22 protein-coding genes and 1 pseudogene are annotated in these 24,076 nt (G+C 42.8%); 15 read left to right on the forward strand and 8 right to left on the reverse strand.

All coding sequences use genetic code 11. The features are described from left to right. Nucleotides 1-329: 329 nt before the first annotated feature. From CXF82_RS14550 to CXF82_RS14560, 3 genes and pseudogenes are all read left to right on the forward strand, one after another. On the forward strand, nt 330-1,376 hold the full coding sequence (locus CXF82_RS14550; RefSeq protein ID WP_102038100.1) for a response regulator: 1,047 nt from the start codon (nt 330-332) through the stop codon (nt 1,374-1,376). Between the two features lie 28 nt (nt 1,377-1,404). Then, nucleotides 1,405-5,115, forward strand: a complete 3,711-nt coding sequence (locus CXF82_RS14555; RefSeq protein ID WP_180961214.1) for a response regulator — start codon at nt 1,405-1,407, stop codon at nt 5,113-5,115. Nucleotides 5,116-5,253: 138 nt separating this feature from the next. Further along, nucleotides 5,254-5,499 (forward strand): annotated as a pseudogene (locus CXF82_RS14560) (DUF3083 family protein); the annotation flags it as partial. 303 nt (nt 5,500-5,802) lie between these two features. On the opposite strand, the gene CXF82_RS14565 reads toward CXF82_RS14560, so the two are convergent. Together CXF82_RS14565 and CXF82_RS14570 are read right to left on the reverse strand one after the other, a co-directional pair. Continuing rightward, entirely contained in the window at nt 5,803-6,783 is a 981-nt protein-coding gene (locus tag CXF82_RS14565) for a Gfo/Idh/MocA family protein (RefSeq protein ID WP_101093198.1), read from the reverse strand. Then, complete coding sequence (locus tag CXF82_RS14570) at nt 6,780-7,106, reverse strand: putative quinol monooxygenase (RefSeq protein ID WP_102044442.1); 327 nt, start codon at nt 7,104-7,106, stop codon at nt 6,780-6,782. Before CXF82_RS14570 ends, CXF82_RS14565 begins: the two co-directional genes overlap by 4 nt. A gap of 96 nt (nt 7,107-7,202) precedes the next feature. Here CXF82_RS14570 and CXF82_RS14575 point away from each other — a divergent pair, with 96 nt between their 5' ends. The 6 genes from CXF82_RS14575 to CXF82_RS14600 all read left to right on the forward strand — a co-directional run bounded on the left by CXF82_RS14575 (nt 7,203) and on the right by CXF82_RS14600 (nt 12,954). Further along, complete coding sequence (locus tag CXF82_RS14575) at nt 7,203-8,096, forward strand: LysR family transcriptional regulator (RefSeq protein ID WP_102044443.1); 894 nt, start codon at nt 7,203-7,205, stop codon at nt 8,094-8,096. A 452-nt stretch (nt 8,097-8,548) separates the two neighbouring features. Further along, nucleotides 8,549-8,995: a c-type cytochrome gene (locus tag CXF82_RS14580; protein ID WP_101093193.1), complete on the forward strand. Its 447-nt coding sequence runs from the start codon at nt 8,549-8,551 to the stop codon at nt 8,993-8,995. 3 nt (nt 8,996-8,998) lie between these two features. After that, the gene (locus CXF82_RS14585; protein WP_101093191.1) at nt 8,999-10,387 is read left to right on the forward strand and encodes a cbb3-type cytochrome c oxidase subunit I; all 1,389 of its coding nucleotides are present in this window, start codon (nt 8,999-9,001) and stop codon (nt 10,385-10,387) included. A gap of 82 nt (nt 10,388-10,469) precedes the next feature. Further along, nucleotides 10,470-12,311 (forward strand): nitric oxide reductase activation protein NorD, encoded by a 1,842-nt coding sequence (locus CXF82_RS14590; protein WP_102044444.1) that lies wholly within the window; start codon nt 10,470-10,472, stop codon nt 12,309-12,311. Nucleotides 12,312-12,336: 25 nt separating this feature from the next. Next, complete coding sequence (locus CXF82_RS14595) at nt 12,337-12,558, forward strand: DnrP protein (RefSeq protein ID WP_101093187.1); 222 nt, start codon at nt 12,337-12,339, stop codon at nt 12,556-12,558. Nucleotides 12,559-12,585: 27 nt separating this feature from the next. Next, on the forward strand, nt 12,586-12,954 hold the full coding sequence (locus CXF82_RS14600) for a hypothetical protein (RefSeq protein WP_101093185.1): 369 nt from the start codon (nt 12,586-12,588) through the stop codon (nt 12,952-12,954). 111 nt (nt 12,955-13,065) lie between these two features. On the opposite strand, the gene CXF82_RS14605 is transcribed toward CXF82_RS14600, so the two are convergent. The 5 genes from CXF82_RS14605 to CXF82_RS14625 form a co-directional block, all read right to left on the reverse strand. After that, nucleotides 13,066-13,353, reverse strand: a complete 288-nt coding sequence (locus tag CXF82_RS14605; protein WP_102038107.1) for a cytochrome C oxidase subunit IV family protein — start codon at nt 13,351-13,353, stop codon at nt 13,066-13,068. Nucleotides 13,354-13,384: 31 nt separating this feature from the next. Continuing rightward, nucleotides 13,385-14,017, reverse strand: coding sequence for a cytochrome c oxidase subunit 3 family protein (locus CXF82_RS14610; protein WP_232775151.1), 633 nt, complete (start codon nt 14,015-14,017; stop codon nt 13,385-13,387). A gap of 12 nt (nt 14,018-14,029) precedes the next feature. Next, nucleotides 14,030-14,839, reverse strand: coding sequence for a CbbQ/NirQ/NorQ/GpvN family protein (locus CXF82_RS14615; protein WP_101093181.1), 810 nt, complete (start codon nt 14,837-14,839; stop codon nt 14,030-14,032). 133 nt (nt 14,840-14,972) lie between these two features. After that, nucleotides 14,973-15,230, reverse strand: coding sequence for a cytochrome C oxidase subunit IV family protein (locus CXF82_RS14620; RefSeq protein WP_232775150.1), 258 nt, complete (start codon nt 15,228-15,230; stop codon nt 14,973-14,975). Between the two features lie 3 nt (nt 15,231-15,233). Next, nucleotides 15,234-15,851 (reverse strand): cytochrome c oxidase subunit 3 family protein, encoded by a 618-nt coding sequence (locus CXF82_RS14625; RefSeq protein ID WP_101093177.1) that lies wholly within the window; start codon nt 15,849-15,851, stop codon nt 15,234-15,236. A gap of 350 nt (nt 15,852-16,201) precedes the next feature. Between CXF82_RS14625 and CXF82_RS14630 the strand changes: the two genes are divergently transcribed. Beyond that, nucleotides 16,202-17,287 carry a DUF3083 family protein gene (locus tag CXF82_RS14630; protein WP_101093175.1) on the forward strand — a complete coding sequence of 362 codons (1,086 nt, stop codon included), beginning with the start codon at nt 16,202-16,204 and terminating at the stop codon, nt 17,285-17,287. A 117-nt stretch (nt 17,288-17,404) separates the two neighbouring features. Here CXF82_RS14630 and CXF82_RS14635 read toward each other — a convergent pair whose 3' ends face one another. Then, nucleotides 17,405-17,938: a TetR/AcrR family transcriptional regulator gene (locus CXF82_RS14635; RefSeq protein ID WP_101093173.1), complete on the reverse strand. Its 534-nt coding sequence runs from the start codon at nt 17,936-17,938 to the stop codon at nt 17,405-17,407. Between the two features lie 131 nt (nt 17,939-18,069). On the opposite strand from CXF82_RS14635, the gene CXF82_RS14640 reads away from it, so the two are divergent. From CXF82_RS14640 to CXF82_RS14660, 5 genes are all read left to right on the forward strand, one after another. Next, the gene (locus CXF82_RS14640; RefSeq protein ID WP_102044445.1) at nt 18,070-18,504 is read left to right on the forward strand and encodes a VOC family protein; all 435 of its coding nucleotides are present in this window, start codon (nt 18,070-18,072) and stop codon (nt 18,502-18,504) included. 9 nt (nt 18,505-18,513) lie between these two features. Beyond that, nucleotides 18,514-19,413: a pyridoxamine 5'-phosphate oxidase family protein gene (locus tag CXF82_RS14645; RefSeq protein ID WP_102038110.1), complete on the forward strand. Its 900-nt coding sequence runs from the start codon at nt 18,514-18,516 to the stop codon at nt 19,411-19,413. Between the two features lie 466 nt (nt 19,414-19,879). Beyond that, entirely contained in the window at nt 19,880-21,082 is a 1,203-nt protein-coding gene (locus CXF82_RS14650) for an ammonium transporter (protein ID WP_102044446.1), read from the forward strand. A gap of 313 nt (nt 21,083-21,395) precedes the next feature. Then, nucleotides 21,396-22,358, forward strand: a complete 963-nt coding sequence (rihA, locus tag CXF82_RS14655) for a pyrimidine-specific ribonucleoside hydrolase RihA (protein WP_102038111.1) — start codon at nt 21,396-21,398, stop codon at nt 22,356-22,358. Between the two features lie 167 nt (nt 22,359-22,525). Beyond that, nucleotides 22,526-23,872, forward strand: a complete 1,347-nt coding sequence (locus tag CXF82_RS14660; RefSeq protein WP_232775149.1) for an aspartate aminotransferase family protein — start codon at nt 22,526-22,528, stop codon at nt 23,870-23,872. The last annotated feature ends 204 nt before the right edge of the window (nt 23,873-24,076 follow it).

Here is a 24,076-nt window from a genome sequence, read left to right on the forward strand (position 1 = left end):
ATAAATGGCTGGCATATAATGACTAATCGTTATAATTTATAAATATTAGTAAGTAAGAGGATTTAATTGTTGAAACATGCTTCCGTTTTTTTGATAGATGGAAGTGGTGCTAACGAGCCTTAAAATGTTGAACAGCTAAATGCGTTATCTCTTTGCCTTTATCATGTCCGATAGTGGGTAAAAAACTATGTTACATACCGATAAATAATCGAGACCCGCTAGAGCTACGACTAAGCCATCATGAGTCAGTTATTGATATTAGCGCTAGCAACGACTTAATTTATGGTGATACAAGCAAGAATGTTGCACACCTCAGAATGGATTTTATTATGTCATATGATGAGAAAATGACGATTTTGGTGGTTGACGATAGGCCAGCAAACATCCATTTACTCGCGGGGATTCTTTCTCCAGTTTATCGAGTAAAGGCGGCAACTTCGGGTGAGAAAGCGATAAGTATTGCTGAGGGCGCACTCAAACCAGATCTTATTTTGTTGGATATCATGATGCCTATCATGGATGGTTATACTGTATGTCGCTATTTAAAAAACAATCCTAAAACCGCTAATATTCCTATTATTTTCGTTACTGGGAAGTCCGAAACAGTCGACGAAGAAAAAGGCTTTAAAATGGGCGCAGTTGATTACATCACTAAACCTATCAGTCCTTCAATTGTGATTGCTAGGGTAAAAACCCATCTCGCATTATATTCTCAGCAGTGTGAGCTTGAGAAAGAAGTTAAAATTCGTACCAAGATACTCGCAAAAAATCAGCTCGACATCATTAATTGTCTAGGTCGTGCTGCTGAGTATAAAGATAATGAAACTGGCATGCATGTTGTAAGAATGAGCAAATATAGCAAACTCATTGCTGAAGCTTATGGTGCAAACTCAAAGTGGTGTGATTTATTATGTAATGCAGCGCCGATGCATGACATCGGTAAAATAGGCATTCCCGACCATATTTTATGTAAGCCCGGAAAGTTTGATGCTGACGAATGGCAAGAAATGCAACGGCATGCCGAATATGGATTAAAAATATTAGGCGGAAATAACTCTGATTTACTTGAATTAGCGAGAGAAATTGCGATTACTCATCATGAAAAATGGGACGGTAGCGGTTACCCTAATGGATTAAGTGGCACTGAAATCCCTTTATCTGGAAGAATTGTAGCGCTTGCCGATGTATTCGATGCGCTAACCAATGAACGACCGTACAAAAAAGCTTGGAGTGTAGAAGATGCATGCAAATTTATAGAGGATCAATCAGGCAAGCATTTTGATCCACAGCTGGTGCCCATTTTTATAAAGATTATCCCCAAACTGCTGGACATTAGAGCATCATTTTCTGATGGAAACGATTTTATTAAAGGGTAAGCACTTTTACAGGTATACGGATATAAATATGTTATTGAGATCTCCAGAAGAAAACTCCAGTCATATCTTAAATCGTTCTCGTCGGATTATGTTTGGCTTTATTGCCGTCATTCTGTTGCTTTTCGTGGCTGGTTTATCTGCTTGGGGAGGGGTTAATCAATTATTTATATCTATCGACCGTTATACCAGTGCTGGTCAGTTACTGCTTGCTTTAGATAGGGCTAGACTCAACGAGTTATCATTTACGCGAGATAATTTATCTGAGCAAGCAAAAGAAGCTGAAAAAAATATCGATGCTTCGCTAACTATTGTAGAAAATTTACATAATGAAAATTTCAATACCAGTTCGCAAACAGGTGAATTATTAAACTTAATTAAAAGCTATAAACAGGGCTTTGAGCGATACGTTTCGCTGACGAAAGAAAAAAAATCATCGCGTTTTAAAATGGTTGAAGAAGCAAGTAAAGCAACCTCAAGTTCGGATGCACTGCAAAGCTTGCAAACAAAATACATTAATTATGACAAAGACAAGGTCAGTGATTATAGGGAAACAATCCGAAATATTAGTGGTAACGCCTCGGTTTCATACGAAATTTCAGTGATAATTGAGTCCATCAGAAGCTATGGTAAAGATTTTTTACTTTTTAGAAGTCAACGAGATTATGAGAGTACCTTTGAAGAACTGAGTCTGCTAAATCGTTACATTACCAAGTTGTCATATAGGATTGATAACTCTAGCAGTCGCTTATTGTTATCAAAACTACAAAGTGCTGAATTGCACTATAAAGAGTCGTTATTGCAACTTAAAAAGCTTCGTGATGCGGACAAAATTAGCATTGATAACCCGATTGTAAGAAATTTAGCCCTTAGCTCATCTGCACTGGGGCAGCTTGCGCTTGATTTACGAAGTCACAAAATGACTCTGCTTTCAGCTGAGCAAGAAAAGGTTACGCAGAAGCAACAGGTGATGGCTAATCGACTTGAGTTGTCTGAAGAAGTTACTTTGCTAACAAAAAATATCAATGATGCCAGACAAGTTGATAGGGATTTTTCTTTAGCGCGAACAGCAGAAGCAAAAGAGTTTCTGGCTCAGGAAGTCATATCATTACTTGAAAGCGCACTTTATCGCACGCAAAAAATTCAAAGTATGCTGATTGAAGATGATGAAAAAGAAGTCTTTAAAACGGTGTACCCCAATATTGCGTCATACCTTGATAACTTCAAAAAAGTCGTGGTGGTAACCGCTGAGCTTGATGATATTTCTAAAGGGATGGTCAGCTCCGCATTGTCGGCAGATAACATCTTATCGTCACTACGTGAATTTCGATTCGGCGAGATGTCTCAAGCAAGGGACTTGGCCGATTACATGACCTATGCGGGTGTCATATTTATCCTTTCTATTCTTATGCTGGCCTTTTTAATCCGTAAATCCCAGCACTCATTAGTCGAGTTATCTCAGTCGTTAAAGATAAGCAGTGAAGAGGCGACTAATGCGAATAAAGCCAAATCTGACTTCTTGGCGAATATGAGCCATGAGATCAGAACTCCCATGAATGCCATTATTGGTATGAGTTACCTCGCGTTAACGACAGAGCTTTCTAAAAAGCAGCACAATTACATCACTAAGGTACATAACTCTGCTCAATCATTACTTTTAATTATTAATGATATTTTAGACTTTTCAAAAATTGAGGCCGGCAAGCTAGAAATCGAATCAACGGATTTTGTGTTAGAAGACTTATTAGATGAATTTAAAGTGCTTATTGGTGGAAAGGCACAAGAGAAAGGCCTTGAGTTACTGATCAATCTAGATGACAAAATTCCAAGTTATTTGAAAGGCGATCAATTACGTATTAACCAAATCTTGGTGAATTTAGGGGCTAATGCGGTTAAGTTTACAGAGAGCGGGGAAATTAGCTTATCCATCATTTTAGTCTCTCAATATAACAATATACTGAAGTTGAGATTTGAAATAGCAGATGATGGCATCGGGATCAGCAAAGCGCAGCAGCACAAGTTATTTAAATCCTTCTCACAAGCTGATACGTCAACCACCCGTCAATACGGTGGTACAGGTCTAGGGCTGGCTATTTGTAAGCAACTCGTTAGTTTAATGGGTGGTGAGATAGGGGTATCAAGTGAATTAGGCCATGGTTCGGTATTTAGTTTCGAAATTGACGTAGAACAAAGTGAGCTACAAACGTCAGAAAAAGTGATACCGACTCACATACAAAATAAAACCGTACTGGTGTATGACGATAGCAAGGCAGTATGTACAATTATTAATAAGCAATTAGAAAGTTTGCAATGTCAAACGATTAACGTTGGCGTATTTAGTGATATTGAAGTTGAATATTTGGCTGCGCTTACTTCCAATCAAGCGATTGAGATTATTTTCTTTGATTGGAATTTACCACACCATGAAAGTATTATTCAGTATAAAAAGTTATTACAGGTTGTTGATGCTAAATGTAAAATTATCATCATGACCTCCAGTGTAGTTGAAGATGTGCAGTCTGAAGCTGAGGCGCATCAATTCCCAATCCATCAAATTCTAAGTAAACCTTTTACCAACTCAACCCTTTACGATGAAATTTTCTCGTTATATGACAACGAGCCTTCAAAACGAACTCGTCAAAAAATACATGATGGTATGTATGACCATAACATTCAAAAGTTAACCGGTGCGCACATTTTGTTGGTTGAGGATAACCTCATTAACCAGGAGCTTGCCGTTGAGTTACTTGAAACCAATGGTATGACGGTCGAGGTGGCGAATAATGGTCAAGAAGCAATTGATAAATTGCAGAGTCACCACTTCGATGGCGTACTGATGGACTGCCAAATGCCGGTAATGGATGGGTATAGAGCGACTGAGCATATTCGTGAGCAACTGGTAGAAAATACACTGCCAATTATTGCAATGACAGCTAATGTGATGTCAGGTGATAAAGAAAAAGTGCTGGATTCAGGCATGAATGACTTGATTGGTAAGCCAATCGTTATCGATGACATGTTCGAGATCATGGCTAACTGGATTAGCCCTCAAGATCGCGTATCAGAAAGCCAACCATTGCCACTGGTTGTTAGCACTCATGATAATGAAGAGTTGATCGCACACTTATCATCGATTACCGAAATTGATGCGGTTGGGGGGATTAAGGCCTTAATAGGCAATGAAAATCTCTACTTTAAATTAGCCAATCATTTTGTCGAATCTTACAACGAAGTGACGATCCCTATTTATGATGGCAGTGATAATTTAGACAAGGTTGATCACCACATTCACACCTTAAAAGGGGTGTCTGGAAATCTACATTTTACTCAGGTGTATCAATTATGTGGGCTTGTTGAAAGCCACATCGACACGATCAAAGCAGATGCTAACAGTGTTGATACTCAAAGTATCGATGAGTTGAATAGTGATATACATCAATTGCAAAAGGCGTCTGATAATTTAGTTGCACGACTAAACGACATTTTACCCAATGAACCGACGGGGACGACTGAGCCTGTTATCGAGACGATATCTGAACCGGTAGATGATGTGATGTTCAAATCACTAATGAGTGCGTTAGAGCAGAATGATACCGAGGCGCTAACTATCATCGAATCACTGGAATCGACACGTGTTTTAGGCATGTCTCACAACAAGTTAAAGCAGTTAGAAAGTGCGATCAATAATTACGATTTTGATGCAGCAATCGGTATTTTAAATACGATCAAACAGCAAAAGTAATCAACTGGATGATAAGGCGAGGCAATAACCATTAGCCGCAAAGTCTTGTTTTTTTTAGCCTACATTAATAGGTAATAGCATAACCCGCAAAATAGTGGTTCAGTGGTTCTGAGCCTTACTCATGGATATCTATAATGAGTACAAATGCTCGGCTTTAACCCCAATGTTGAAGAGCAACAATTTATTCGTCATTGGCAGGGTGACCACTTAGTTGAAATGGTTAGCTTTACTATTGCGGCAGGAGTGAAAGACTCTAAAGATGGTGGGCTTGGTCGTTATTTGAATCGGGTTGAAGAAGCGCTAAAGAACTTTGCGGCTGAATTGGCGTTAGATAAATCACGCCAAGAACTCATCGTGCGGTTCCATCAACACATTAGTTATCAATGTCCTGAACTGTTAATCCGTTTCGTCACAGTGAGTCCCATCAAGGTGATCATATATAGCGAACCGAGAGGATCCTCTATTTTTGAAGCCAATTTGAGTCTGTGCATCAGCTTTTATTAGCGTTGATGACTAAAGTCAGGGATAGCCCGCTGCTTTAGTCATTGGCTATCAGTGAAAGCGCTACCATAAAACTCTTTGCACTAGCATCAATTCACATGGCCGTAAATTAAAGTGGCTGCTGAATTGAGACAATCAATACTGTACCTATACCCGCTTAACCCGTTCTCTAACTTATCGAGTGCTTTAACTAAGTTGGGTACTCGACTCCCAGTCGGTTAATAATCTCATGATATCTGCTGAACTTTCCGGCGTAGCTTTAGGCGCTTGCAGTGATTTATCCCCACGCTCAAACGCTTCACGTATCGCTCTAACTTGATAGAAGAAGGCATCGCCTGCGGCATCTACTGTCACGGTTTCTTTGTTCGCTTCGTAGGTTTCCACTTCAAATTCATTGCTCTGGCCTGGAAGCCACGGGTTGCTATTAAACGTTAAGCAGCCTTTGCTACCCAGCACCGTAAAACCATGTTTAAGCCCATAATCTTCCGCGGTATGGATCTGTACATTGGCCTTATTCGCAAAACGAAAAGTTGCACTGGATTCACTGATATTGTTGTCAGCCCCTTTTCTGCCGATGGCTGATACGCTGTAGTCCATCAGTTCGCCTGCTGGTAGCGACTGCTTTAGGATGAGATAAGCCAGTGACATTGGGTAACAACCCAGGTTATACAAGGCGCCCTTACTGTCGGCGTTTACAAACTGAGAAATTGCCGCGACGTAGGAGCCTTGTATGGCTTTTATCTCTCCAATGGCTCCCGAAGCTAATACGCTGAGTGCTTTTTCAATATAGGGATGGCACAGGTACATTAAGCCTTCGGCAAAAAAGACTTGGTGTTTCCGAACGGCGGCTAGGGCAATTTCGGTCTTTTCCATATCAATAGACAGTGACTTTTCACACAGTATCGCTTTACCCGCAGCGGCAGCTTTAACGACAAACTCATGATGAAGATGATTTGGCAGGGCGATATAAACGATGTCGACATTGCGATCGTTAATGAGTGCATCGTAGTCAGTATAGGACTTTTGCGCCGCGTAACTTTTGGCAAACTCATCTAATGTTGTCTGCGTTCTTCCTGCGACTGCGTATAGCTCACTTTTATCATCACCATTAATGGCTTCAGCCATGATGCCAGAAATAAAACTAGTGCCTATTATTCCCCATTTCATTGGTTAGCTCCTGTGAGTAGAGTCGCCATTGGTTGTGTTTGATAGGCGGTAATTAAGTCTGTTAGGCCTTCTTTGATAAAGGCTTGAGTATGCTCAGCCTTAAAATGTTCATCGAATGCTGTTTGATCTCGATATATTTCCCACAAAATGACTTTTCTTGGATCTTGATTATCTTGATGAGCAACGGCAAGGAAACAGCCTTGTTCGCTGTTCATATCGACACAAAATTTCTGAATGGCTAATAATCCGTCATTCAGTTCAACAGTGTCTTTTATCTTTATCTCTGCTGTTATAGAAAGCTTTCCTGTTATTGCTATCGTCATTGCTTATTCACTTTGTAGGAAAAAACTCAATATAATTGAGTCTTCAAGTTTGATAAAGTGAGCTTTAATTGATTTTTAATAAACTGTGAGTGCGTAATGGATAAGCTGAAAAGCATGCAAGTGTTTGTTTCTGTGGTTGAGCATGGCAGTTTTCGCAGTGCCGCAAATTATTTTGATATGTCGGCAACCATGGTCGGTAAACATATCCAGTTTCTTGAATCATCACTTGAAACACGCCTTTTGAATCGGACGACAAGGAAGCAGTCGTTAACTGAAAGTGGCCAGATCTATTATGAAGAGTGTAAGAGAATCATTGAAGACATCGTCGATGCAGAAAATCGAATTCAAATGCTTGAAAATACGCCAATGGGAACCATCAAGGTAAATTGTCCGGTTACCCTTGGCAGTGAGCTGTTGGCGCCGATAGTCGCTGATTTTCTGCAGGAGTACCCTTTGCTTGATGTTGAGATGACATTGGATAATTCGCTGATTGACCCTTTTCAATCCGATGCAGATATTTTGCTGAGAATAGGCGAGTTGAACGACTCGACATTAATTGCACGTAAGCTTGGGTATTACAATTTGTGCTTTTGTGCCTCTACAGCTTACTTAGCTAACCAGGGTAAGCCTGATGAACTCGAAGATTTGAAAGGGCATTCTTGCTTGGGTTTTGTCTATAGTCAGGGGCAAACAATGCAAAGCTTTAAGCTAAGCACGGATGCATTCAGTAAACGAAATAGTCGGCTGGCATCGAATAACGGGCATGCGCTTAGGGCTGCGGCATTGAATGGGGCTGGTATTATTCTTCAGCCCAGAATACTGGTTTGTAAGGATATAGAGTTCGGTGCATTAGAAGAGGTATTGGCAGAATTTACCCCAATAGCTAAACCTATACACCTTGTCTACAGAAGCAGAACGCTGTCGCTTAAAAATCGTACTTTTCTAGATTTTGTACTCAAAAACTTATCAACAAACAATCAGCTCGACTAATCAATAATATGACCTGCCATGCTTATTCTCAGTGGCACGCTTGGTTGGTAACAACAGGCTCCTCAATGACGATGGCTAAGCCTTAAAGTACAACCAAATTTAGATGAAACTCCGTCTACTCTTTGACATTTCAGCTCAATCATATCGACGATATTTTATATTTTTAAATGGGTGTCTTATAAAAAATGTTGGTTTGCATAACGGTGATAAGACTCGCTGTTCCACGTGTGAAATAGGCTGTTCTAGCGCGATTGAACCTTTGATGTGACTGTCTTGTGTTGGTTAATTAAATCAATAATAACAGCGTCTTAATCTAAATTGTTTAAGCTGGTGACGGTACTGTATTCCAGTGTTTACTATGTCCGCTTAATTTCAGTGAATAATTCCCCATAGTCTATACTTAGCCAGCCTTCGACCAAAAGCTAAAGTAAATAAGTATAAGGGATAGCAATATGTCAGACACTTTTACAAAAGGTATGGCTCGAAATATATACTATGGCGGCAGTGTTTTTTTTCTACTGTTGTTTGCCGGCCTCGCTATGCATACCACCAGAGAAATGCCCAAATCTGATCATCGAGAGAATCTCACCGAAGCCGTTGCAAACGGCAAAGCCATATGGGAAGACAACAACTGTATTGGTTGCCACACGCTCCTTGGTGAAGGTGCTTATTATGCGCCGGAGTTGGGGAATGTTTATTATCGCCGCGGTGGCGGTGATCTCGATGCATTTAAAGGCTTTATGCAAAGTTGGATGCAAATTCAACCTCTTGGTGTCCCTGGACGCCGACAAATGCCTCAATTTAATTTAACGGAACAACAGGTTAACGATTTAGCAGAGTTCTTAAAATTTACCGCTGAAATAGATGTTAACAGCTGGCCACCGAACATTGAGGGTTAAGGCATGAGCACTTTAAAATATCAATCACAATCGGTTGCAACACCTTACTTTGTATTTGCGCTTATTCTGTTTACTGGACAAATCATATTTGGCTTGGTGATGGGCTTGCAATATGTGGTGGGAGATTTTCTCGCCGGGGTCATTCCCTTTAACGTTGCTCGAATGGTGCACACTAACTTGCTCATCGTTTGGCTATTATTTGGCTTTATGGGTGCCGCTTATTTCCTTGTGCCCGAAGAGTCTGAAACTGAATTGTATAGCCCTAAACTCGCTATCTTGCTCTTCTGGGTATTTGCCGTAGCTGCCACACTCACCGTGTTGGGGTATTTGTTGGTTCCCTATTCTAGACTGGCTGAGATCACGGGCAATGAGTATTTTCCGACGATGGGGCGAGAGTTTTTAGAGCAACCCACCATTACTAAAATTGGTATTGTCGTCGTTTGCCTCGGGTTCCTGTTCAATATCGGTATGACGATGTTGCGCGGCCGAAAGACGGTGATCAATATGGTACTGATCACCGGCCTCATTGGACTGGCTGTGTTTTTCCTATTCTCTTTCTACAATCCGTCCAACATTGCGTTGGATAAATTCTATTGGTGGTTTGTTGTCCACCTCTGGGTTGAAGGCGTGTGGGAATTAATTATGGGTGCGATCCTCGCCTTTATACTGATCAAGATCACTGGCGTTGACCGAGAAATTATTGAGAAGTGGCTGTACGTGATTGTTGCAATGGCATTGATCTCCGGCCTGCTGGGGACAGGGCATCACTTTTTCTGGTTAGCCACGCCTGAATACTGGCAGTGGGTGGGTTCGGTATTCTCTGCGTTAGAGCCTCTACCTTTCTTTGCTATGGTGCTATACGCATTCAACATGGTGAACAATCGCCGCCGAGAACATCCGAACAAAGCAGCCACGCTGTGGGCGTTAGGCACGGCAGTCATGGCATTCCTTGGCGCGGGTGTTTGGGGATTTTTACATACATTGGCACCGGTCAATTTCTACACTCACGGTACGCAAATCACCGCGGCACATGCCCATATGGCCTTTTACGGTGCCTATGCAATGATAGTGCTGACCATTATTTCCTATGCGATGCCGAAGTTACGCGGTATTGGCGAAGCATCGAGTAAAAAAGCACAAGTGCTGGAAATGTGGGGCTTCTGGTTAATGACGGTTGCCATGGTTTTCATTACGCTGTTCTTAACTGGAGCTGGGGTATTGCAGGTCTGGTTACAACGTCTACCCGAAGGCGGCGAAGCATTAAGCTTTATGGAAACCCAAGATAAATTATCGATTTTCTATTGGGCACGAGAAGCGACGGGGATTATATTCTTGATAGGCTTAATCACCTATATGTGCAACTTTCTGGTCGACAGAAAAGCTGCTAAATAGACTGAATTAATCAAATGGAGCTAGTGCTGAGTTGCTATCGACGCTAGTTCCACCTATTTTTTATCACCATGGTTAACCATATATGGAAGAATGGGTTGGGAGTATTTGGCATAAATTCATTGTGCAAAAGAGCAACACTGAATTTGATCATGCCCGAGTTCAATTTGATGATATCAAGAAATCGGTTGGGGTGATTTTTCGTGCTCTCGGAGGCTCACCGACAAAACGCGTCGAAGCCGCTATACCGCGTGATTATTATGCCCATAGAAAGTTTATCGATAAAATTTCAGGAGCCAAGCAACAAGTCAGCCTTGCTTGGCAAGATGAAACCAGCCTGCGCTTGCCGCAATCCATCGCTATTTTTGATACGCCAGAACTGAATAAAGAACTCTACCTTTGGCTTGCAGCTCTTGCCCCGCATTACCCCGAACAGTTCACTCACTGGGCCAGAGACAATCAAACAGTCGTAGCAAAAGTACTCTGTAAATACCCCGCTATAAGGCCACGCTACCAACGGCTGGTGGCTGCAATACTCAAGCAACGAGTCCCTATTGAAGCATTGCCTAAATCCTTACAACCGCTCGAACGGGCAGTGATCCAAGCAATAACACATCCTGAATCTATTATTGAATTTCCGGTTGCCCACTACGCACCTCAAGCCATTTATATCTGGTTATATCCTAATGAGAACGTCAAAGCGAACCCCTTTAGCGCAGCAGATATTGATTGCGAAGAAGAGCAAGGTTCATCAGTGGCAAAGAAGCAGCAAAGCGTAAAGGCTAGAAAAAAATCAGAACGAATTGAGGAAGATGACACCAAAGATAGTCTGATGGTTTTTCGCTTAGAAAATTTGTTCTCATGGAGCGAGTTTTCACGAGTGAATCGGGCCGAGGACGATACCGAAGATGATGATGCCCAAAGAGTGGCAGAAGACCTTGATATTATTACAGTGGCAAAGGGCTCAAAGCAAAAAACTGCCAAGCTTAAAATAGATCTCGATTTACCGGCAGCCATTGAGGATGACTTACCCTTAGGGAAAGGCATTACACTGCCAGAGTGGAATTATAAATCTAACCTACTGGTTGCCGAACGCTGTCTATTGCAACCTATGTTACCCCGCGATAGCAAGCCACTGGCATTGCCGTCATCATTACACTCGGCCGCCAAAAAAATACGCCAACAATTCCAGCAACTGCAAAGTATTAAAAATTGGCAGAAATCTCAGCCGAGCGGAGATGAAATTGATTTAACCGCCTGGTTGGATTTTCATATTGAAAGTCAGACCTCAATGGCGCAAGACACCGGACTCTACCGTAGCTTTCAGCGCTGCCAGCGTGACATCAGCTGCTTGTTACTCTCAGATCTTTCGATGTCGACAGATGCCTACATTAATAATGAGCTTAGGGTTATTGATGTGATTAAGGACAGTATGCTGTTATTCAGTGAAGCTTTGGCTGCTGTGGGCGATCCATTTGCACTGTATGGTTTCTCATCGGTAAAGCGGCATCACGTTCGGTTTACACTGTTAAAGAACTTTTCCGAATCCTACAATGATCATATACGTGGCCGCATTCTGAGTTTGCGGCCAGGATTTTATACCCGCATGGGGGCAGCAATCCGCCAAGCGAGCAATATTTTGGCGGAACAAACACACCACCGAAAATTGCTGCTTATTTTGACTGATGGCAAGCCGAATGATATCGACAATTACGAAGGTCGATATGGCATTGAAGATACCAAGCAAGCGATTATTGCTGCCCGCCGCCTTGGGCTCATTCCATTTTGTATCACTATAGATCAAAAGGCTGATCAATATCTGCCTTACATTTTTGGTCATAATGGCTTCAGCGTTATCTTTGATCCGAGCCAGTTACCGACAAAGTTACCGCAGCTGTATCATCAACTGACTCAATCTTCTTACTAGATTTTATTGAGCAAAGGAGGCCTAAATGATTGAAAAAGTACCCTGTTTGTATTGTCAGACTGAAAATACACTTGATAGCGAAACGACGAGTTATTTGACCGACCCCGTGCCGGTCTGTTGCCACTGCGGCATGGCTTTACCAAAAGCTCACCCTAGTAGCCGTTTTTACAAAACCAGAGTGTTTTTATGGGCCTTTGTATTCATTGCGTTATTTTGCTTACTGATGATCATTTATTTACCCAGATAACGGATGTCAGCAGACAGGTATGTAAACATGAAAATAAATAAATACGATCAAAAAGAAATAAAACAAGCGTCTGCAATCGCCTTGTGGTCGCTACTCAATCTCACCTTTTTGCCGCTGCTATCGTTTATCGTGTTGCTCAGCAAAATCAATAATTTTGCGGCCAATTCCTTTGCCACTTATCACCTCAATTTTGCCATTAAGTTGAATTTAGCCGCCGCAACGGCATTAATACTCGTGAGTGCACTGATAATATTATTTGGGGGTTTAAATTCCGGAATGACTTGGGTATTTGTCATTACTTATTTTATCTCAGTGCACGCGGTATTTATTCTTATTTCCGTATGGATGTTAGTGCGAGCGTGGGCGGGTAATAAAATGGGCTACAAGCAAGTGTAGTTATTGATACCATAGCGAAAGCAGATATAGAGGCTAATACTTGGTGGATTAAGTCATATACTAAATCTTGTGCTTAATCAGTTGTTCAATTGTACGTAGGCGGCACAACACTTAAAATAAGAGGTATATCAAGCCAATCGTTATCGGCAGTAAGATGACATAGGCCCGCAGTAAGTTGCGCCACAATGGTGGCGCCTGTTTCAATTCCATATAGACATCAACGATCAGTAGTCCCTTTATCAATGTGAACAGCATGATGCTGGCTAAAATAACCTCTTCCATACCCTGCAACCAGGAATGACTTGAGTCCAGCGCGACACTGCCCATATAAGCAGAAGCGGATGTCAGGATAATCAGATAGAGATAAACTCGGAGAATGAGGCCTTGATGATGGGTCATATTTTGCAGCCTCGCATTAGCCTAGTGATCATTAGTTAATGACGTACAGCAGTGGGAAAATAATGATCCACACGAGGTCGACCATATGCCAGTAGCATGCACCTGACTCAAAACCGGAAAGGCTCTTGCCCTGATAGGCTCCTTTTGTGGTTTTGAATGCCATGGACCCTAAGATGATCATCCCGAGAATGACATGCATGAAATGAAACGCTGTGATAAAAAAATACAAGGTAAAATAGGTATTGGTCGACAAACCAAATCCTTGTTGGATTAACTCGTTATATTCCCATGATTTCACCGCTAAATAGACACTCGCTGTGAGTAACGCCCCGCCCAATAGCGCAGCAGCATAATTTTGGCGAGAATGCTTTACCGCATTTAAGCTTAAGGCGACCAAACAACTGCTGGAGATTAATGCAACGGTGTTAATCCCCCCCGCGACGGGATGCAGGTAGGTTTGTCCCTGTTGAAACATATCTGGATACAACTGCCGTGTGACTGCAAATCCAATAATAAAAATAGCGAATACTGTCAATTCCGCCAAAATAAAAAACCACATGGCTAAATCACCGGGCAAATATGGCCGTGGGCTTGATACCACACTCGCGACATCAGCAGTCGGTACCTGATTGGATCCAGTATTGACCATGTTATGACTTTTCATCGCTAGAGGGCATTAACAGTCGAAGTACAGGCGCGCTACATCCATGAGCGCTTCGACAGTACTGATATCATCAGATAAGGGCTCCGCTAGGCAGCTGCGACATGCGGCTAACGGCGACATACCACTGGATATCATTCGCGCCGCATAAATTAACAAGCGGGTAGAAGCCACCTCATCTAAGTCACAGTCCAGTCTGCGCAGTGAGCCTGCCAATTCAATCAGCTTAACCGCTAAGTCTTGCTCTATTTGACATTCTGTCATCAATATTTGGCTCTCAAGCAAAGGATCGGGATAGCCAAGACGCAATGCGACAAAGCGTTGCCGAGTACTCGCTTTCATTCCTTTTAGAATATTTTGGTAACCAGGATTATAAGACACCACCAGCATAAAGCCTGGCGCTGCAGCGAGTTCTTCTCCGGTGCGTTCGATGGGTAATATGCGACGATCATCAGCCAGGGGATGCAGTACCACAGTGGTATCTTTACGCGCCTCGACAATTTCATCGAGATAACAAATACCGCCTTCTCTTACTGCCCTTGTTAGCGGTCCGTCCTGCCAATAAGTCCCATTTGGACCAATCAAATGGCGTCCAACTAAATCAGCGGCGGTTAAATCATCATGACATGCCACTGTGTATAAAGGTCTGCCAAGTTTCTCCGCCATATGAGCGACAAAACGTGTTTTACCACAGCCAGTTGGCCCTTTAATGAGCAATGGCAGTTGATGAGAATACGCGTACTCGAAGAGCTGTATTTCCTTGTCTTGCTGCTGATAGAATATAGGGTCTTTAATAGCAATAGCTGTGGTAGTTGAAAAGGTCATATTGGTCCCTAACATTCGATACTACTCAAAAATAAATCTATTTAAATATAGCATTTATCAAATGTTTAGCAGAAAAACAGCTCGGCTGGTTCCTTAGAAAGCGAGTTTATAATTATTCCATAAGATAGGTGGCTCATAAAAAGGTCGTTACGACAATCAAGGATGGGAAAAAAATAAGGTAAACACGCATCATTAATCGCAAGTAGCGATGGGCATGGCGTAACTCCATGAAATGATCGATGATCATTAATCCCTTACACATCACGGTCAATGCCACCAAGATGCTAACCAACGCTGAAGAACTGAATTGTTCACCCAAAAACGTATTAAATAGCGTTATTCCAATCAGGGTCCACCAGCAATACTCCATTTTTCCAAAAGATTTCATCATGGCCTACCTTAGAACATACAAGAGTGGAAAAATAAGGATCCACATCAAATCAATCATGTGCCAGTACATGGCTAATGCTTCTAGACCTGAATGCTGTTTCGCTGAGTAGGCCCCTCGACGCAAACGAAAAATAACCCACAACACCGCGCATGCTGCCCACCCCACATGGAGAAAATGATTAAAAGTCATATAGTAATAGACGGTAAAAAACTGACTGCTACTGGTGCGAAAGCCCTGTTGATGATTCCAATAGAATTCGCCTGTCTTCACCAATAGGTACAAACAACCACAAGCCAGAGTGAGCCACAGATAGACTTCACACTTGGCTCGATTGTCTAGCCTAATATTGATCATGGCTTTTGCGATAAAGTAACTACTGGAAAGTAGTATCAATGTGTTAGTCACCCCAGCGAGGGTACTTACACTTTGGGGACCTTGGGAAAAGGCTTCTGGGTAGTTGTATTTGGCAATAAAATAGGCGACAAAGAAAATGCCAAATTCGGTTAATTCAGACAGGATCCCCACCCATATCGGAATATGGCCCGGAATTCGACCCGCCCGTTGTTCACTCCATGAACTTGGAAAAATACCCAAAGGCGCTTTTGGGGGCTCACTATTCATCGGTACTGATCATCAAAAGCCCTTTTGACCAATTCTTATTTACCTTAGTTTAGTTGAATAATGCAAAACAGATTGGGGCGGTTCTGTTGATACACAGGCTTGCTAATGTGCGGCGAGTGAGTCGAATAACATGGATATAAATCGAGGTTCTAAAAACGACATGGCTAGCCATGATGATTACTTTTATCCCTACATTGAGCATTTACATTTTGATTTTAAGAAATAAATCATATTCGACGGGTATTATGTTGCCAGCAGGTAAAAGCGTGTCTTACCGCAGGGTTATCGTCAGCGTTTATCGCTACCATTGGCGCCAAGCTAAACATGGTTAACTTATCAAAGGAGTATATATGTCCCTTAGCCATCAGCAAAAAGTGTACATACCCAAGGATGTTCGAAGCAATCAATACATCACTGCAGAAATCAAAGTAACGGATGCTTTGTTGGCCCATTACCCCGATTACAAAACGTGTTATAAGACGCTTAGTCGCGCCATTTTTAATCTTGCTGAGCAAGAAGAGTTATATAACATTCATGTGATCACTAATGATAAGTTACCCGTGGTGCGTTTTCACACCGAAGCGTATTGCTTTCCAACCGCAGAGCAGATCATATTTTTCTATAATCCTGAGTATCATGAAGCACAAAGTCTGCATAGTCAGGACGACTATCGCGCACGCAAAATCAGGATTGTATTTTTAGCGACGGGTGAAGATATTCGCAGTAATTCGGCTAACCTTCATCTAAAGGTGCAGTCTTTTATCGCAAAATTGATGCCGCAATTGCCAGAAAAAGATCTCACCATTAAAGTCCGCGATCATCAACATTTATCTTATGATCTGTTCGCCAAAGCTAAGGGCAGTAAAGAGAGTTATGGATATAAACTGCGCTCAATTAGCGACAGATATAAAGCCAGACACTGTCCGCTGCCTGCCGATCACGGTTCATTATGCTATGTCACGGTAAAACTACCTTTAAGCCGTATGCTTAAACAAGCTATGTTGCCAGCAGATGCAAATGACTTTACACCACTGTATCAAAAGCTAGAAGATGCCTTTATCCAAGCAACATCAGCCAAACAGCTAAATCGAATCGCGATGGTGGCTAATGGACTCACACCACTAGTACGCAACAGTAAATACGATCAAGTTGATGGTACCGACGAAGTACAAATGCTCGGCTTTGACCCCAATGTTGAAGAGCAACAATTTATTCGTCATTGGCAGGGTGACCACTTAGTTGAAATGGTTAGCTTTACTATTGCGGCAGGAGTGAAAGACTCCAAAGATGGTGGGCTTGGCCGTTATTTGAATCGGGTTGAAGAAGCGCTAAAGAACTTTGCGGCTGAATTGGCGTTAGATAAATCACGTCAAGAACTCATAGTACGGTTCCATCAACACATTAGTTATCAATGTCCTGAACAGTTAATCAGCTAATAAGCCTTTGTCAGAGTGGCTTGAATAACATAGCCACCCAAGATTGTTGTTTAAAAAGCGAACTGATAGGTTCGCTTTTTACTGGGCGCTAGAAAGTTAATTCATTGGCTATTTAAGCTAAATGAGTTTTACCGCTATGCTTTTGGCTATCATCGCGGCGTTCTTATTACCGCTAGTATGCGCCATCACAATAGCCCCTTCTGTTAGTAAACCTATTTGAATCGCCGTTTCTGCTTCATCTTCTGGCAAATTCGCGGCGATTAAGTCGACTATTCTCTGCTTATGCTTGGCGGAAAACAGGTGTATTAAATTATCCGCTTTAGCATATTCAGCACTGGCATTAATAAAATTACAGCCAAAGAATGTGTCGCTATTAAACCATTCATGTAGCGCATCAAATATGGCTAATACGCCAGACTTACCTGCGATTGTTGCTTGTTCAACCTTACTGTTAAGCATGGCTAATACCTGCTCATGGCGCTGTTGCAACACGGTCAAAATCAACTCATCTTTGCTGCGAAAATGTTTATACAAGGTCGCTTTTGACACCCCTGATTGCGCCAAAATTAAATCAATGCCAGTAGCGTGATATCCGTGCTCATTAAATAGCGCTAATGCGGTGTCGATTAAGTGTTGTTTTCTTGGTTGCATTGTTGATTACCTTGGCTGCTGTTTTGACATTATAGCAACTTTCAACTTGACGTAAACAAGTCTGTTCACCTATAGTGGTGTACAGACCTGTTCACCCTTTATTCCAACAATACAAAAAAAGGTAATTTACTATGTGCAGCACAACAACAGATACAGCCACCAAAGCAGAGTCCATTAGTACGTTAGGGATTCATCACCTCGGTCTCAGCGTGCCAGATATCAAGCAAACAGCAGTCTTTTTTATTGAGCAGTTGGGCTTTACTCAAATAGGCGGAAATGCTGACTATCCTTCCATTTTTATTTCTGACGGTACTGTTATGTTGACGCTGTGGCAGATTAGCTCGGTCGAAAATATGACGACCTTTGATCGTAAAAACAATGTTGGTCTGCATCACTTTGCCCTTAAGGTCGCTAATATCGAGGAGCTAGAACGCTTGCATCTGCAGCTAGCAGTTCTTGATGATGTGGAGATTGAGTTTGCGCCAGAGCCATTAGGGCAACTACCTTTTAAACACATGATGTGCCTGATCCCCGGTGGTATTAGACTTGAATTAATCAGTGCTTAAGGAGCTAATATGGATAACGAACTGGCGCCAAGTTGGCATAAAGGTGAGATCGCTGTGCAGCAGCGGGCAGGAACGGATAAACGTATGGCTGCTGTGGGACCTAAATTTATTCGGCAATTTATGCCGCAACAGCATCGAGATTTTTACCAATCTCAGTCGATGATTTTTATCGGCTATAGCGATCATCAATCAGACATTTGTGCCAGTGTGCTATTTGGTTCGCCAGGTTTTATCCAATCGCCCTCTGAAGTCGAGCTAGTGATCAACACTCAGCAGTCTCTAGGCGATGTTATCGGTGATAACTTGAGTGTGGGTGACCGTATTGGGTTACTTGGGATCCAGTTTGATACTAAACGACGTAATCGTATCAACGGTATCATTACTGATGTCACTCAAAAATATATTCGAGTTGAGGTGCTACAAAGTTTCGGCAATTGCCCGAAATACATTCAACCAAAAAAATTCGCGGCCAACCGCCATTATGGTGAGTTTGCCGTTGACACCCGTGCCCAGCTTAGTGAAACAGATCGACAGCTCATTACGGGGGCAGACACCTTCTTTATTGCCAGCAGCTTTAACGATGGCGAACGGCTCAATAACCGCGGCGCCGATATCTCTCACCGTGGCGGCTCTGCAGGCTTTGTATCGATTAATGCGGCGGGACAATTACTGGTACCTGATTATGTGGGTAATGGCTTTTTTAACACGTTAGGTAATTTGCTTGAGAACCCCACTGCCAGTCTATTATTTTGCGATTGGCAACAAGGCGGTGTACTACAGATAACAGTAACCAGTGAGATTATTTGGCATGATGAGACTTCACCGGCGGAACGAACGCTTTGTTTTACGCCAATTAAAGTTGAACAAATCGCGAATGGCTTAGCTTATATTGAAGCTATTCCATCGTAAGATTTGCGCTATGGCGTTGGGAGTTATCGGTCATATACCATTGCGGTTTTAATCGTTGGCTCTGGGGGGAGATTTATCGGTTTAAATCGCATCTCCGGCTCTAAAATAGGATGGCGTAGATTACTCGGCCAATCTTGATGACTTTTGCAGCTGACGCTAGGCCTAAATGAGCGATAAATGAATTTAACCTGAGATGATTAATGGTTGTTTATTGCACTGTCTTGATTCGTTATTGCACCAAATTGAAACAAAGTTCTATTTTTGGCTGTCAATAAAATACCCCTTACACGCTAATAAAGCGCACATCTTGCACCTTAATGGTTCACGGAACTGTCTGTTAGTACGCTACTTTTACCCTGTTGCACCAATAATGAAATTAATTGATGTAACGGTTTTGTAAAGTGGGAATAGTTTTTGCTCTCTTAAGTCTATGAAATTAAAAAGAGAATAGCTTTGGAGAGCAGCAATGGACAATATTAGTGATGCTATTGGGGTGATAGCGCAGGGCGCAGATACGCTATTTATCCTACTTGGTGCAATCATGGTGCTAGCCATGCACGCCGGTTTTGCTTTTTTAGAGGTCGGCACGGTTCGACATAAAAACCAAGTTAACGCCTTAGTGAAAATATTAACTGATTTCTCTTTTTCAGCCGTAGCCTACTTTGTGATTGGTTATCAAATCGCTTACGGTAGCCATTTCTTTGTGAGTGCTGATGCCTTAGCGGTTAATAATGGCTATGATTTAGTGAAATTTTTCTTCCTGCTAACCTTCGCCGCGGCCATTCCTGCCATTGTGTCAGGTGGTATTGCTGAACGTGGTAGCTTTCGTCCTTTCTTATTTGCTTCAGCGCTTATCGTCGCGTTCGTGTACCCGTTGTTTGAAGGTATGATTTGGAATGGTAATTTTGGCTACCAATCTTGGTTAGCGAGCACTTTCGGGGCTGAATTCCACGACTTTGCCGGTTCCGTTGTTGTCCATGCGATGGGTGGCTGGTTAGCACTGGTGGCGATTTACTTTTTAGGTGTTCGCGGCGGCCGCAAACCGGGCGTTGCCTTTGCACCTTCAAGTATTCCTTTTCTAGCATTAGGTTCATGGATATTAATCGTCGGCTGGTTTGGCTTTAACGTGATGTCAGCGCAAACCCTTGATGGTGTTAGCGGACTGGTGGCACTCAACAGCTTAATGGCGATGGTGGGCGGAACTATTATTGCGCTTATCGTCGGCAAGAATGACCCTGGATTTATTCATAACGGCCCATTAGCAGGCTTAGTCGCTGTGTGTGCAGGTTCAGACTTAATGCACCCTATCGGTGCATTTGTTGTGGGTGGTGTTGCCGGTGGCTTGTTTGTCATGGTGTTCACTAAATTGCAGCGTAGCACTAAAATTGATGATGTATTAGGCGTGTGGCCATTACACGGTTTATGCGGTGTTTGGGGCGGTATTGCTGCAGGTATCTTTGGTCAACAAAGTTTTGGCGGTCTCGGTGGTGTTAGCTTTATGTCGCAGTTAGTGGGCACCGTGACCGGTATTGCTTTTGCCTTAATTGGCGGCGTGATTATTTATGGCATCATCAATAAGATATCAAGCTTACGTTTAAGCCAGGAAGATGAATATATCGGCGCCGATTTAGCCATTCATAAAATCGGTTCGACTAGCTTTGATAAGTAAAATCAACCTTAGCCAGCAATGCGTTTAGCTATCAGGTTATGGATTTAACGCTAAGGGACAGCAATGAACTGGCCAGCCATTAGTCGCTAAATGGGGGCTGACTCGATCTTTGCGGATCATCAAATTGCTTAACCACCTTGTATAGAGGGATTAAAATGGCGGACCAATTAGACGGGAAAACGGATGTTTAAAGCGAACACGATGGGTCACTTGGCCCCTAAAACCCGACAACAGGTCACAGTTTTTTCTATAACAACTCACTAGGATGTTGCTTATCTATTTTTTATAACACGCCGATTAGCGGAGTCTAACGATGCCCCATATAGCTCATTCCCCAAAGCCTATTATTCTCGATTGCGATCCAGGGCATGACGATGCCATCTCACTTATTCTTGCGTTAAGCAGCAGTAAACTGCAGCCTTTGGCAGTGACCACCAGCGCCGGTAATCAAACGCCAGATAAAACCTTGAACAATGCTCTGCGGATCCTGACCTTGCTCGGTCGCAGTGATATTCCTGTTGCTGGTGGGGCTATCAAGCCATTATCCCGCGAGCTTATTATTGCTGATAATGTTCATGGTGAGAGCGGTCTCGATGGTCCTGAACTGCCTGAACCCAGCTTTATGCCGCTAAATAAGTCTGCGATAGAATTGATAGCGGAAAAAGTCCGTGCTAGCAACGAGCCCGTCACCTTGGTCCCCTCTGGGCCGCTGACTAATATTGCGCTGTTCCTATCAACTTACCCAGAGCTGCATAGCAAAGTTGAACGTATCGTCTTGATGGGCGGGGCGGCAGCTGCTGGTAACTGGACTCCTGCGGCTGAATTTAATATTTTTGTTGATCCAGAAGCCGCTGATATGGTGTTTAAGGCGGGCATTCCCATCACCATGTGCGGATTAGACGTTACCCACCAAGCGCAAATCATGGATGAAGATATTGAGCGCATTAGAAAAATTCCCAATCATGTCGCCAAGTGCGTAGCAGAGTTGCTCGATTTCTTCATGATTTACCACAGAGACCCTAAGTGGGGCTTTGAAGGTGCACCATTGCATGATCCTTGTACCATCGCTTGGTTGCTTAAGCCTGAGTTATTTACCTCTTATGATTGCTGGGTCGGGATTGAAACTAAGGGCGAATACACCCAAGGCATGACGGTGGTTGACCGATATCAACTGACTGAACGTCCGCACAATACTCAGGTGCTGTGCGATATTGATAGAGCAGGCTTTGTTGATCTGATTGTTGAATGCTTAACTGCTTACAACAACGAAAGCTAATATAAGCGCTAATACGAGAGCCAGACGCCAGCCATACTGTAAGAGGGCGGGTCTGCACAAAGAATGGTAATCGAAAAGGGAGCGCAATATTGCATGCGCTCCTTTAGATATTTATCCGTAATATAGTCAATCCTTATCTTGCCCTGTATCATACGTGCCAGACATTTATGATGAAGACTGACAAGATGAGCAATGCCAATAAACCCGCTACCAATGCGCTGCTAAAACAAGCCCACAAAAACATGCCTTTAGGTGTAGCTGATAGCTACCGCTATTGGGGTGAAGAAAATACCGTATTCGTTAAAAGCAGCCTGGGTTGCACCATTACCGATGCCGACGATCAGCAGTTTATCGATTTTCGTCTCGCTTATGGGCCTATCATCTTGGGTTATCGCGATTCTAGAGTCGATCAAGAAGTGGTCGCAGCGATCACTGAACGTGGCACTATTTCTGGCTTTTCAACCGATCTTGATTCCCAAGTCATCGAACTTATTAAGCAGATGTGTCCGAATATTGAAAAGATGCGCTTTGCCAATTCGGGTACCGAAGCGGTGATTGGCGCGGTACGTACCGCTCGTGGTTTTACTAATCGTAACAAAATTGTAGTGGTTGAGGGCGGTTTTCACGGCCTATACGACGAGATGATGTGGAAGTCTGATGTTGATAATTGGGACAACACCACTGAAGAGGCACCAAAGATCACCTCATTTGGTGGCGGTATTCCTGAAGCGAGTCGAGAGCATTTAGAAACAGTGCCTCTGAATGACTTCGCCGCCATTGATGAAGTCTTTGCACGTGTTGGTGATGATATCGCTGCTATCGTGATTGAGCCTATTTTAGGTAACTGCGGCAGCATTGCCTCTTCACAAGAGTACATGCAAAAGTTGCGTGATATTTGTGATGCTAATGGCACCTTGTTGATTATGGATGAGGTTAAAACAGGTTTCCGTGTCGCTAAAGGCGGCGCACAAGAGCTCTACGGTATCCATGCCGATTTAACCACTTATGCCAAAGCCATGGGCAATGGTTATCCGGTCGCCGCCTTTGGTGGTCGTAAAGATGTCATGGATGTGATCAGTTTCGGTAAGAATGGCGTCACCCACGGTGGCACGTATACCGCCAACATGATTGCACTTAGTGCCGCAAAAGCGACATTAACGATTTTGAACGAAACCGATGCCTATGACAGCATCAATAAAGCCGGTGCAGACATTCAACAGGTGTTATCGCGGGTATTTACTAAACACGGAATCGAGCATAAATTTGCTGGTCCTGATGCGATGTTTGGTATTCACTTTGGCAGCGAAGTGCCGCATAACTATCGTGACTGGAAGAAAACAGACAGCGACTTGTATACCGAGTTTGCCCATAACTTGATTAAGAGCGGCATCATGTTAGAACCTGATTCTCGCGAGCCGTGGTTTATCTGTGAATCCCATAAAGATATCGATCTGCTAAAGCTGGAAGAGATTGCCGATGCAGCTATGGCAAAAGCTATCGCTGACCGCAAATAAAGCAGCCCCTAAATCTAGGCTAATAGCTAATGGCTTAAGGTTTTTGATATAAAAAAAAGAGGTTAGCCCTAGGGTTAACCTCTTCTGTCTCAAAATACTAATACGGAGACACAGGATTGATGATTTTTATAAACGTTTCACACTAAATCTTTCGCAGTAAACTCTTTACTCTTATCTCTCCAAATTAAGCTCTGCGCATTAAGC

Source organism: Shewanella sp. GutDb-MelDb (genome assembly GCF_002836075.1).
Classification (GTDB): domain Bacteria; phylum Pseudomonadota; class Gammaproteobacteria; order Enterobacterales; family Shewanellaceae; genus Shewanella.